Here is an 11,870-nt window from a genome sequence, read left to right on the forward strand (position 1 = left end):
GGCTCAGGCCTCGGAGTCCGGCTCGGAGGGAGCCTGGGCCTCGAAGCGCAGGATGGCGTGGAGCGGGACGAAGAGCTCGCTCCCGGGCTCGCCCAGGAGCAGGTCGAACCGCCCCGCCTTCTGCAGCGGCATCTTCAAGGTGATGCCGTTGCGCAGCACCAGGCGAACGGTCTGCCCCACCTGCGGCAGGAAGGGGCGCGGATCGGAGAACGGGCGCTTGTCTGGCTGCCGGGCCACGCTGGCGGGCTTCTGGGTGAGCTTCTGGTCGCGCTCCAGCGTGGGCAGCAGCTTCTCCCAGTCCGAGCGGCGCGCCAGCAGCACCACCTGGAGCTTCTCCAGCCGCCCCGTCCGCTCGAAGGAGAAGGCGATGGGCTCCTCGGCCCTGAGGGTGTCCAGCACCGTCCGCTCGGCCAGCACCACCGCCACTTCCGTCTTGGCGGACACCAGGCCGGCCAGGAAGTCGGCCACCGCGGCGTTGTCCACCTCGCCGCGCGCCTGCTTGATGGCCGCCTTGCGCTGGGTGCGCTCCTTGCGCGCCATGAACTCCGCGACGGTCATCCCGCTCTGCAGCACGCCGAACGCGTCCCCGAGCGACAGCCCGGGGTTCTGGCCCATCAGCTCGTACACCTGGTCGAAGCGCTTGGCCTCCTCGGCGTGCAGCTTGCGCCAGATGCGGCACTTCATCTTCCCCTCGAGCTCGCCCTTGGCGATGCGCGCCGGGACGTGCTCCTTCTGGGCCAGCGCCTGGATCTGCTCGGGCGTGGGAGGCGGCCTGGGAGCCCCTCGCGGCGGCGGGCGTCCGCCCATGGGGCGTGACCCGAACCCCGAGCCGCCGGGCCGGGGGCCACTGGAAGGACGGGGCGAAGGGCCCGCGGGCCGGGGGCCCGGCGCGGGAGCGCCCACCGAGGGCTTCGGCGCGGGAGCCGGGGCAGGGGCGCTCGGAGCCGGTCGCGCCGTGGGCGGCGGCGCAGGAACGCTGGCGGCGGGCCGGACGGTGGGCGCCGGCACCGGAGCGCTGGGACTGGGGCTGGGAGGCCTCGGGGTGGGCGATGCCGCCGTGGGCCGTGGCGTGGGGCTGGGACTCGGGGTCGGGGACTGCGTGGGGGACACGCTGCCCGGCGTCGCCGCTGCTGGGCGCCGGATGACCTCGACTGCGGGAGCCACCCGCCGTGGTTTCCGATCGTTCACGGTCTCACGCTACCTGATAGCCATGGCTTGGGGGAGCACAAGGGGCTCATGGCTTGAGAGATTCTGATAGGTCAATCTTCCATCCCGAGGGCTCGCGGACCAGCTTCACCTCGCGCTCCTGCCCCGAAGAGAGCACGCGGACGGTTGCTACGTCCCCTTCCTCACGGACCAACGTAACTTCCGTAACATCCGACGGCGGAGCGGAATTCGTGAACAGCAGGTCATACGGCTCGGCCTTCAGGCTCCCGCCGGAGCTGTCCTTCAGGGCCTGGGTCCGGGCTGACAGCGCATCCCGGGTGGGCTGGGACAGCCCGGCATAGGCCTTCTTGTAGTCCCCCTTCTTCACCAGCTCATGGAAGGTGGTGTAGGCATTCACCGGTGTATCGGCGCGCTTGCAGCCGCCGAAGGCGAGCAGGGCCAGCACGAGGAGCGGCATCGCGGAGGGGCGCATGCAAGCAGATCTAGGGCAAAGTGCGCCCGCCGCAAAGCGCCTCGGTGTCACTCTTCATGCTGGCGAACGCGATTGCGGCCTGCTCCCTTGGCCGCATAGAGGCACTCGTCGGCCGCGCGTAGCAGGTCCTGGGAGGTCTGAAGGGTAGGGGAGGGGATGGAGGCCACCCCCAGCGACGCGGTGCAGCGCACCGTCCGCTTCGAGCCGTCCAGGCCCTGGTACTCCAGCTGCAGGGCCTCGATGGCCTCGCGTACCCGCTCGCAGGCAATCAACGCGTCCGCGGGGCTCGTCTCCGGCAGCAGGGCGATGAGCTCCTCGCCGCCGTAGCGCGCCAGCAGGTCCACCTCTCGCAGCCGGGCCCGCGTCACCTGGGCCACGGCGCGCAGCACCTCGTCCCCGAACGGGTGGCCGAAGGTGTCGTTGATGCGCTTGAAATAGTCGATGTCCAACATCACCAGCGACAGCGGCGAGCGGTAGCGCCGGGCGCGGGCGAACTCCTCCTCCAGCCGCTCCTCGAAGTAGCGGCGGTTGGACAGGTGGGTGAGCGGATCGGTCCGGCTGAGCGCCAGGAGCTCCTCGCGCTTGCGGGCCAGCTCCTTGTTGGCCCGGTCCAACTCGCGGTTCTTCTCGATGAGCGCGTCCTGCAGCGCCTTGAGCCGCAGCATGGACTTCACCCGGGCGCCCAGCTCCAGCATGTCGAAGGGCTTCACCAGGTAGTCGTCCGCGCCCAGCTCCAGCCCCTCGACTTTTCCGGCCGCCTGGCGCGCCGTCATGAGGATGACGGGGATGAAGCCGAAGCCGCCCTCGCCCGAGTTGGCCTTGATGATGCGGCACACCTCCACGCCGCCCAGGCCGGGCATCTCCACATCCATCAGGATGAGGTCCGGCCGGTGCTCGCGGATGGCGGACAGCGCCTGCGCTCCGTCCCGGGCCTCCCGGAAGCGGTAGCCGTGAGGGGCCAGGCCCTCCCGCACGTGCTGCACGTGCGCCGGATCGTCGTCGACGATCAGGACGGTTCGGTCCGAATACTCTCCCGTGGGCCCCGCTCGGCGGCCGCCCTCCGGGGTCCTCTTGGTGGCACTGCTCTCCGGCATCATCTTCCCCACCCCCGAAGAACCCTCATGCCGCACGGGCGTTCCCGGATTCTCTCCGGGTGGATGGGCGATGCCAAGTCGCCCCCTTGGGGATTCGTCAGGCAGGCTTGACGAGCCGCCCCCTGTAGACGGGCTCGCCGCTCTGGAGGTAGCGCCGCTCGCGCGTGGAGGGCACCTCCTCCGGATCATACGGATGGAACACGCCCTGCCCCAGCGGGTTGACGAAGCCGGCCTCCTCCAGCACGGCGAGCATGGTGCGGCCGCGGTCCTCCACGTCCGTGCGCATGTCGAACCGGCCTCCCGGGGCCAGTCTGTCCAGCAGCAGACGCGCGAACTCCGGCTGGATGATGGCGCGCTTGAAGTGGGCGCGCTTCCACCACGGGTCGGGGAACTGGAGGTGGACGGCGGAAAGCGAGCCGGAGGCGAAGATGCGGGGCACCACCGCGCGGGCATCGGCCTCGATGACGCGCAGGTTCTTCAGCCCCAGCTTCTCGCCGCGCGACTGGGTGTCGCGGGCGTACTTCTTGCGCCACTCGAAGGCCACGTAGCGGACGTGGGGGTTGCGGCGGCAGTACTCCAGGGCGTGGCCGCCGGCGCCGGAGCCGATCTCCAGCTCCAGCGGCCCGGAGAAGCCGAACTCCGCGTCCCAGTCCGGAGGGGCTTCGAGCTTGACGAACTTCAGGCCGACCGGGTCGGGCAGCAGGCGGGGACGAGCCATGACGTAGGCGGCGCTCTATGCCCCAGGGCGGCGGGCTTGAACAGGGCAAAAGCGCGGGGTTGAAGGTATATCCACGGCCCATGAAGGTCTTCCACTCGGTGTCGGAGGCGCGGGAGCTGGCCGGCGGGGCCGTCGCGCTGGGCAACTTCGACGGTGTCCACGTGGGCCACCAGGCCCTCTTCGCGGAGGCGCTTCGCCACGCGCCCGCCGCCGCGGTCACCTTCCAGCCCCATCCGGGCAAGGTGCTCCAGCCGGAGCTGGCCCCCAAGCTCATCACCCTCCTGCCGCGCAAGCTGGAGCTGTTCGCCGCCCACGGCCTCACCGCCGCGGTGGTGCAGCCCTTCACCCGCGAGTACGCGCGCACGCCGGCCGCCGCCTTCGAGGAGTCCCTGCTGGACGTGCTGGGCGCCCGGCACGTGGTGGTGGGCAGCGACTTCACCTACGGAGCGGCGCGCGCGGGCACGGTGGCCACCCTGCGCCAGGCGGCGGCCCAGCGCGGCGCCCAGGTGCACGTGGTGTCGCCCGTCACCGTGGACGGGGTGGTGGCCTCCTCCAGCAAGGTGCGCGAGTACATCCTCGAGGGCCGGGTGGCCGCGGCGCAGAAGCTGCTCGGGCGGCCCTTTGATCTGGACGGCACGGTGGTGCCGGGCGCGGGCCGGGGCAGGGGCATCGGCTTTCCCACCGCCAACGTGGACACGCAGAACGAGCTGCGGCCCGCTCCGGGGGTCTACGCCATCCGCGTGCGGCTCTCGGAGGACCCGCCCACGCAGTGGCGCCCCGCCGTGGCCAACATCGGCGTCAAACCCACCTTTGGCGGCTCGGTGGTCACCATCGAGGCCCACCTGCTGGACTTCCAGGGGGATCTCTATGGCAGGGAATTGCGGGTGCAGTTCCTGGAGCGGCTGCGCGCCGAGCAGCGTTTTGGCTCCGTGGCCGAGCTCGCGGGCCAGATCAAGCGGGACGTTGAGTCTGCCCGGACGGTCATCGCCCGAGCGGACGTCTGAGGGTTTTCACGGGGTTTCCCGTGTCGGTTCAATGGTTTGCCGCTTCTGGAAGGTTCCGGCAGTTACCTTGACAGGCCGTGCATGGGTTCTCTCTAATCCGGGGCGGATTCTGACAACAGGTCCGTTCCACCCTGCCTCTCGGCAGCGCCCAGCGCTCCAGGGGCAACTGCGCGTCTTTCCTACTGCTCGAGGCTGCTGAATGTCCGGTCGACTTGGTGAACTGCTGGTCCGCGAGAACCTCATCACCGTGCAAGCGCTACGCAAAGCGCAAGAGGAGTCGCAGAAGAGCGGTGCGCGCATCGGCACGGCCCTCATCAAGACGGGGGCCATCGAGGAGTCCAAGCTCACGGACTTCCTGTCCAAGCAGTATGGCGTGCCGGCCATCAACCTGAAGGACTTCGACATCGACCCGGAGATCATCAAGCTGGTCCCCAAGGAGGTCGCCGAGAAGCACCTGGTCATCCCCGTCAACCGCGCCGGCCCGTCGCTCATCGTCGCGATGTGCGATCCGTCCAACATCTACGCGGTGGACGACCTGAAGTTCCTCACCGGCTACAACATCGAGTCGGTGGTGGCCTCGGAGATCTCCATCCGCGAGGCCATCGAGCGCTACTACGCGGAGAAGGGCCCCTCGCTGGACGCCATCGTCGGCGAGCTGAACGACGCGGACATCGAGGTCGCCAAGGAAGAGGACGACAACATCGAGGAGATGGCCAAGGCCGCGGACGACGCGCCGGTGGTCAAGCTGGTGAACCTCATCCTCATGGACGCCATCAAGAAGGGCGCGTCCGACATCCACGTGGAGCCGTACGAGAAGGACTTCCGCGTGCGCTTCCGCATCGACGGCTCGCTGTACGAAGTCATGCGCCCGCCGATGAAGCTGCGCAACGCCATCACCAGCCGTCTGAAGATCATGGCGGAGCTGGACATCTCCGAGCGCCGCCTGCCGCAGGACGGCCGCATCAAGATCAAGATGGGTGGCGGCAAGGAGATGGACTTCCGCGTCAGCGTGTGCCCCACGCTGTTCGGCGAGAAGGTCGTCATGCGTCTGTTGGACAAGTCGAACCTCCAGCTGGACATGACGAAGCTGGGCTTCGATCCGCAGCCGCTGGCCTGGTTCCAGGAGGCCATCAACCGTCCATACGGCATGGTGCTGGTGACGGGCCCCACGGGCTCCGGCAAGACGACGACGCTGTACTCGGCGCTCTCGTCGCTCAACCAGATCGACACCAACATCTCCACCGCCGAGGACCCGGTCGAGTTCAACTTCGCCGGCATCAACCAGGTGCAGATGCATGAAGACATCGGCCTGAACTTCGCCGCGGCGCTGCGCTCCTTCCTGCGTCAGGACCCCGACATCATCATGATCGGCGAGATCCGAGACTTCGAGACGGGCGAGATCGCGGTGAAGGCGGCGCTCACGGGCCACCTGGTGCTCTCCACGCTGCACACCAACGACGCCCCGGGCACGGTGAGCCGTCTGCTCAACATGGGCATCGAGCCCTTCCTCGTGACGGCCTCGCTGAACCTCATTCTGGCCCAGCGTCTGTGCCGCCGTCTGTGCAAGGAGTGCAAGCGCCCGGCGGCCGACGTGGACGAGAAGGCCCTCATCGACGCGGGCGTGCCCCCGGAGAAGATCGGCACCTTCACCATGTACGAGAAGGTTGGCTGCCGCGAGTGCAATGACCGTGGCTACCGTGGCCGCGTGGCCGTCTACGAGGTCATGCCCTTCTGGGACGGCCTCAAGGAGCTGGTCATCAACGGCGCCTCGGCCAGCGAGCTCAAGCAGGAGGCCATCCGCCTCGGAATGAGCTCCCTGCGCATGTCCGCCCTGGCGAAGATGATGGACGGCGTCACCACGCTCGAAGAGGTGGTGGGCAACACCGCTCCGGACCGCTTCTAGGCTTCACCTTCCTCCTCACACTTCACCGCAGCTCGAAGGACTTCCTCCGTGGCAAACCTGCACCAGCTTCTGAAGGCGATGGTCGAGAAGGGCGCTTCCGACCTCCACATCACCACTGGCTCCCCGCCGCAGCTCCGCGTGGACGGAGAGTTGGTGCCGCTGAAGACGGCGCCCCTCACGCCGGTGGAGACCAAGCAGCTCTGCTACTCGATCCTCACGGACGCCCAGAAGCACAAGTTCGAGGAGGACAACGAGCTGGACCTGTCCTTCGGCGTGAAGGGCCTGTCGCGCTTCCGCGCCAACATCTACATGCAGCGCGGCGCGGTGGCCGGCGCGTTCCGGACCATTCCGTTCAAGATCCTGACGTTCGCCGAGCTGGGGCTGCCGCCGGTGGTGGCGGAGCTGGTGAAGCGTCCTCGCGGCCTCATCCTGGTGACGGGCCCCACGGGCTCGGGCAAGTCCACGACGCTGGCCTCGATGATCGACAAGATCAACACCGAGCGTCATGAGCACATCATGACGATCGAGGACCCGATCGAGTACCTGCACCCGCACAAGAACTGCCTGGTGAACCAGCGCGAGGTGGGCGCGGACACGCGCAACTTCAAGACGGCGCTCAAGTACATCCTGCGTCAGGACCCGGACGTGGTGCTGGTGGGCGAGCTGCGAGACCTGGAGACCATCGAGGCGGCGCTCACCATCGCGGAGACGGGCCACACCTGCTACGCCACGCTGCACACCAACAGCGCGGTGCAGACCATCAACCGCGTGCTGGACGTGTTCCCGCCGTACCAGCAGCCGCAGGTGCGCGCCCAGCTCTCCTTCGTGCTCGAGGGCGTGATGAGCCAGTCGCTGGTGGCCAAGGCGGGCGGCCCCGGCCGCGTGCTGGCGCTGGAGGTGATGGTGCCCACGCCCGCTATCCGCAACCTCATCCGCGAGGACAAGGTGCACCAGGTGTACTCCTCGATGCAGGTCGGCCAGGCCAAGTACGGCATGCAGACCTTCAACCAGGCCCTGGCGGCGCTGTTGGCGCGGCGGCTGATCAGCCAGGAAGAGGCCTTTGGCCGCTCGAGTGATCCCGAGGAGTTGCGCAACATCCTGGCGGGCAGTGTTCCCGGTGGTGCCCCGCAGCGGCCAGGCGGCGGAGCCCCCGGCCGTTAGTTATGGGTTTTGAAGACGCGCGGTAGAGTGGCAGTCCCCCGCGGAGGTCCAGAGTCATGGCGGCACCAGCACAGAAGCAGGCAATTCAAAAGAAGACCACCCAATGGCTCTGGGAGGCCAAGACCAAGGGCGGGGAGACCAAGAAGGGAGAGATGGAGGCCGGTGACGCCGAGGCGGTCAACGCGCGCCTCAAGTCCCTGGGTCTCAATCCCGTCAAGGTCAAGAAGAAGCCTTACGAGATCAACATCAACATCGGCAGCGGAGTGACGGGCAAGGACATCCTCGTCTTCACCCGTCAGTTCGCGACGATGATCGACGCCGGCCTCCCGCTGGTGCAGTGTCTGGACATCCTGGGCAGCCAGATGGACAACCCCGCCTTCAAGCGCGTGGTGTTCGCCATCAAGGGCAAGGTGGAGCAGGGCTCCACCTTCGCGGACGCGCTCAAGGAGCACCCCAAGGTCTTCGACGAGCTCTTCGTGCAGCTGTGCGCCGCGGGCGAGGTGGGCGGTATCCTCGACACCATCCTCAACCGTCTGGCGGCCTACCGCGAGAAGGCGGAGAAGCTCAAGCGCAAGGTCAAGAGCGCGATGACCTACCCGGCCATCGTCATCCTGGTCGCCATCGGCGTGACGGCGCTGCTACTGCTCAAGGTGACGCCAGTGTTCGCCAAGATGTTCGCGGACTTCGGCTCGGCGCTGCCGGCACCCACCCAGTTCGTGGTGGACATGTCCGAGTGGCTGCAGAACTACATCTTCCACCTGCTGGGCAGCATCGGCTCGGTCGTCTTCTTCTTCGTCTACACCTACAAGAACCCGAAGGGTCGGAAGATCCTGGACAAGGTGATGCTGAAGATGCCGCTGTTCGGGCCCGTCATCCGCAAGGTGGCGGTGGCGCGCTTCACCCGTACGCTCGGCACGATGATCTCCTCGGGCGTGCCCATCCTGGACGCGCTGGACGTGACGGCGAAGACGGCCGGTAACCGCACGGTGGAAGAGGCCATCTATTACGTCCGCGGGAAGATCGCCGAGGGTAAGAACATCGCCGGCCCGCTGCTGGAGACGGGCGTGTTCCCCTCCATGGTGGTGCAGATGATCGGCGTCGGCGAGGCGACGGGCGCCATGGACGCGATGCTCAACAAGATCGCCGACTTCTACGACGACGAGGTGGACACGGCCGTCGCCGGCCTCACGGCGATGATCGAGCCGCTGCTGATGGTGTTCCTGGGCGGCGTGGTGGGTGGCTTCCTCATCGCGATGTACCTGCCCATCTTCTCCATCGCCGGCGCCATCAAGTAGAGCCTCGCCGGTGACATCCAGTCGAGCCGCGGTGCTCCCTCCGCTGCCGGGGGAGCCCGAGCTGCGCGTCCGGTTGACGTGGCTCACCGTCTTCCGGACCGTCGCGACCAGTCTGCTCCTGGCGGTGTTCGCGCTGCGGCTGCTCGCCTCGTCTCCCACGAGCGAGCTGTCGCGCCAGGACACGCTGGGCTTCGTCGGAATCGGGACGGTCTACCTCCTCACCCTCATCTACGGGCTGTGGCTGCGGCGAGGCCAGGTGGGCCGGGTCGCGGCGATGGTGCAGGTGGCGGGGGACGTGCTGATCGCCTCGGGCCTGGTGTCCATCACCGGCGGGGCGGACTCGCCGTTCAGCTTCACGTACTCGCTGGCCGTCATCGCCGCCTCCATCCTCCTGTCGCAGCGGGGGGCCTTCGTGACGGCGGCGGCGTGCTCGGGGGCGTATGGGGCCATCGTCCTCACGCACCTGCTGCGGCTGAGCGCGCATCCGCCCGCGGCCATGGTGGTGCGCTTCAGCTTCACCTTCGCCAGCAACGTCCTGGCGCACTTCCTGATCGCCGTGCTGGCCGGCTACCTCAGCCGGCAGCTGCTGGCGGCCGGTGGGCGGCTGTCGGCGAGCCAGGCGGACCTCAAGCGGCTGGCCACGCTCCACGAGCAGATCCTCGACAGCACGCCCTCGGGGCTGCTCACGTGCGAGGAGGACGGGAGCGTCACCTTCATCAACCGCGCGGCCCTGAGCATCCTCGGCCTGGAGGAGGGGGCGGTGAGCCACCGGCAGGTGCAGGAGCTGTTGCCCGGGCTGCCGGGGATGGAGCGGGTGCCGCGCTCCGAGCTGAAGGTGGAGACGCCGAAGGGGCCTCGCATCCTGGGGCTGACGCTGGCGCCGCTGGAGGGCACGGGCCGCGCCACGCGCCTCATCGTCTTCCAGGACTTGACGGCGCTGCGGCGCGCCGAGGACGAGCTGCGGCGGGCGGACCGGCTGGCGGCGCTGGGGACGCTGGCGGCGCAGCTGGCGCATGAGATTCGCAACCCGCTGGCGGCGATGCGCGGCTCGGCGCAGATGCTCGCGCAGGACGGCTCGGAGGATCCGGGGGTGTCGCGGCTGACGGCCATCCTGCTGCGCGAGTCGGACAGGCTCTCTCGGCTGGTGGAGGAGTTCCTGCGCTTCGCGCGGCCGCCGAAGCCGGTGCGCCGGGGGGTGGAGCTGGAGCAGCTCGTCCAGGAGACGATGGAGATGCTCCAGACGGATCCGCTCAGCCGGGGGGTGGAGCTGGAGATGGACCTGCGGCCGGTGTCGGCCACGGTGGATCCGGATCAGCTGCGGCAGGTGCTCCTCAACCTGGCGCGCAACGCCTTCGAGGCGGCGGGAGCGGGGGGGCGGGTGCGCGTGTCCCTGGCGGGGGAGGGAGGGATGGCGCGGCTGTGTGTGTGGGACTCGGCGGGGGCCATTCCGGAGTCACACCTGGGGCGTATCTTCGAGCCATTCTTCACCACGCGCAGTGGCGGGACGGGATTGGGGCTGGCTACGGCATACTCCATCGTGCGGTCGCACGAGGGCCGTCTCCAGGTGACGTCCACCCCCGAGGCGGGGACGGAGTTCACGGTGGAGCTGCCGCTGGCCGCGGAGGAGGTGCAGGGTGCACGTGCTAGTAGTGGATGACGAGCTGTCGATGCGCGAGTACCTCGAGATGCTGCTGGCGCGGGTGGGCTACCGCGTGAGCATCGCGGGGAACGAGAAGGCGGCCATCGAGACGCTCGGGGCCGGTGGCGTGGACGTCGTCATCTCCGACATGAAGCTGGGGACGGGCAGCGGGCTGAACGTGCTGAAGGCCGCGCGGGCGCTGTCGGCGCCGCCAGAGGTGATTCTCATCACGGCGTTCGGGACGCCAGCGGCCGCCGTGGAGGCGATGCGGGCGGGCGCCTACGACTACATCTGCAAGCCCTTCGACAACGAAGAGCTGAAGCTGCTGGTGCAGAAGGCCCTGGAGAAGCGGGGGCTGCGCGAGGAGAACCGGAACCTGCGCCGCTCGCTGAGCGGCATGCGCGGGCTGTGGGTGGGAGACAGTCCGGCGATGCAGGAGGTCTGGGCGCTGGTGGAGAAGGTGGCGCCCAGCCGCACCACGGTGCTCATCACCGGCGAGAGCGGCACGGGCAAGGAGCTGGTGGCGCGAGCGCTCCATCTGCGCAGCACGCGCGCGGGCGCGCCGTTCACGCCCGTCAACTGCGCGGCGCTCAACGAGGGCGTGCTGGAGAGCGAGCTGTTCGGCCATATCAAGGGCGCCTTCACCGGGGCGCAGACGGACCGCTCGGGCATCCTGGTCTCGGCGGGGGAGGGCACGGTCTTCCTGGACGAGATCGGCGAGGTGCCGATGTCCACGCAGGTGAAGCTGCTGCGCGTGCTGCAGGAGCGGCGGGTGAAGCCGGTGGGCAGCTCCACGGAGGTGCCCTTCCACGCGCGCGTGGTGGCGGCCACCAACAAGCGGCTGGAGGCGGAGGTGAAGGCCGGCCGCTTCCGCGAGGACCTGCTCTACCGCCTCAACGTCATCACCGTGGATCTGCCGCCGCTGCGCGAGCGCACGGGGGACATTCCGCTGCTGGCGCGCCACTTCCTGGCGCAGATGCGCGAGGAGCTGGGGCGGCCCAACCTGGACTTCTCGCCGGCGGCCATCCAGGTGCTGGAGAGCTACTCCTTCCCGGGCAACGTGCGGCAGCTGCAGAACATCGTCGAGCGTGCCGCCACGCTGGCGGACGTGGACGTACTGGGGCCGGAGACGCTGCCCTCGGCGCTGCGCGGAGAGCGGGAGCCGGAGCAGCAGGCGGCCGGCGCGGTGGAGCTGCCGAATGGCTTCTCGCTGGAGCGCCACCTGGATGATGCGGAGCGGCGCTACCTGCTGGCCGCGCTGCAGCGGGCGGGCGGCGTGAAGACGCGAGCGGCGGAGCTGCTCGGGCTGAGCTTCCGTTCCTTCCGCTACCGGGCCGCCAAGCACGGCCTGGGAGACCGAGAGGACGGCGGCGACTCCGGTCCGGCGTAGGCCCCGGAAGGGAGGGAGGGCTCTCGA

General features: G+C 68.8%; 10 protein-coding genes. 6 read left to right on the top strand and 4 right to left on the bottom strand.

Going from position 1 to position 11,870, the window contains the following annotated elements; all coding sequences use genetic code 11:
- Positions 1-3: 3 nt before the first annotated feature.
- The 4 genes from KY572_RS17715 to trmB all read right to left on the bottom strand — a co-directional run bounded on the left by KY572_RS17715 (position 4) and on the right by trmB (position 3,451).
- Positions 4-807 (bottom strand): hypothetical protein, encoded by an 804-nt coding sequence (locus KY572_RS17715; RefSeq protein WP_224243957.1) that lies wholly within the window; start codon positions 805-807, stop codon positions 4-6.
- 427 nt (positions 808-1,234) lie between these two features.
- A complete protein-coding gene (locus KY572_RS17720) occupies positions 1,235-1,639 on the bottom strand; it encodes a hypothetical protein (protein WP_224243958.1) in 405 nt (134 codons plus the stop codon).
- Positions 1,640-1,686: 47 nt separating this feature from the next.
- Positions 1,687-2,736, bottom strand: a complete 1,050-nt coding sequence (locus tag KY572_RS17725) for a diguanylate cyclase (protein WP_224244355.1) — start codon at positions 2,734-2,736, stop codon at positions 1,687-1,689.
- A 94-nt stretch (positions 2,737-2,830) separates the two neighbouring features.
- Positions 2,831-3,451 (bottom strand): tRNA (guanine(46)-N(7))-methyltransferase TrmB, encoded by a 621-nt coding sequence (trmB, locus tag KY572_RS17730; protein WP_224243959.1) that lies wholly within the window; start codon positions 3,449-3,451, stop codon positions 2,831-2,833.
- Between the two features lie 80 nt (positions 3,452-3,531).
- Here trmB and KY572_RS17735 point away from each other — a divergent pair, with 80 nt between their 5' ends.
- From KY572_RS17735 to KY572_RS17760, 6 genes are all read left to right on the top strand, one after another.
- The gene (locus KY572_RS17735) at positions 3,532-4,455 is read left to right on the top strand and encodes a bifunctional riboflavin kinase/FAD synthetase (protein WP_224243960.1); all 924 of its coding nucleotides are present in this window, start codon (positions 3,532-3,534) and stop codon (positions 4,453-4,455) included.
- Positions 4,456-4,654: 199 nt separating this feature from the next.
- A complete protein-coding gene (gene pilB / locus KY572_RS17740; RefSeq protein WP_224243962.1) occupies positions 4,655-6,358 on the top strand; it encodes a type IV-A pilus assembly ATPase PilB in 1,704 nt (567 codons plus the stop codon).
- 48 nt (positions 6,359-6,406) lie between these two features.
- Entirely contained in the window at positions 6,407-7,519 is a 1,113-nt protein-coding gene (locus KY572_RS17745; RefSeq protein WP_224243964.1) for a type IV pilus twitching motility protein PilT, read from the top strand.
- A 56-nt stretch (positions 7,520-7,575) separates the two neighbouring features.
- Positions 7,576-8,814: a type II secretion system F family protein gene (locus KY572_RS17750; RefSeq protein WP_224243965.1), complete on the top strand. Its 1,239-nt coding sequence runs from the start codon at positions 7,576-7,578 to the stop codon at positions 8,812-8,814.
- 10 nt (positions 8,815-8,824) lie between these two features.
- Entirely contained in the window at positions 8,825-10,471 is a 1,647-nt protein-coding gene (locus KY572_RS17755; RefSeq protein WP_224243967.1) for a two-component system sensor histidine kinase NtrB, read from the top strand.
- 10 nt (positions 10,472-10,481) lie between these two features.
- Complete coding sequence (locus KY572_RS17760) at positions 10,482-11,843, top strand: sigma-54-dependent transcriptional regulator (RefSeq protein WP_263451791.1); 1,362 nt, start codon at positions 10,482-10,484, stop codon at positions 11,841-11,843.
- Positions 11,844-11,870 lie beyond the last annotated feature (27 nt).

Source organism: Hyalangium gracile, from assembly GCF_020103725.1.
Taxonomy (GTDB): domain Bacteria; phylum Myxococcota; class Myxococcia; order Myxococcales; family Myxococcaceae; genus Hyalangium; species Hyalangium gracile.

Coding starts and splice junctions, on each gene's coding strand:
- KY572_RS17750 (WP_224243965.1), top strand. CDS start 7,576: ATGGCGGCACCAGCACAGAAGCAGGCAATTCAAAAGAAGACCACCCAA.
- KY572_RS17725 (WP_224244355.1), bottom strand. CDS start 2,736: ATGATGCCGGAGAGCAGTGCCACCAAGAGGACCCCGGAGGGCGGCCGC.
- KY572_RS17760 (WP_263451791.1), top strand. CDS start 10,482: ATGCGCGAGTACCTCGAGATGCTGCTGGCGCGGGTGGGCTACCGCGTG.
- trmB (WP_224243959.1), bottom strand. CDS start 3,451: ATGGCTCGTCCCCGCCTGCTGCCCGACCCGGTCGGCCTGAAGTTCGTC.
- KY572_RS17715 (WP_224243957.1), bottom strand. CDS start 807: ATGGGCGGACGCCCGCCGCCGCGAGGGGCTCCCAGGCCGCCTCCCACG.
- KY572_RS17720 (WP_224243958.1), bottom strand. CDS start 1,639: ATGCGCCCCTCCGCGATGCCGCTCCTCGTGCTGGCCCTGCTCGCCTTC.
- pilB (WP_224243962.1), top strand. CDS start 4,655: ATGTCCGGTCGACTTGGTGAACTGCTGGTCCGCGAGAACCTCATCACC.
- KY572_RS17735 (WP_224243960.1), top strand. CDS start 3,532: ATGAAGGTCTTCCACTCGGTGTCGGAGGCGCGGGAGCTGGCCGGCGGG.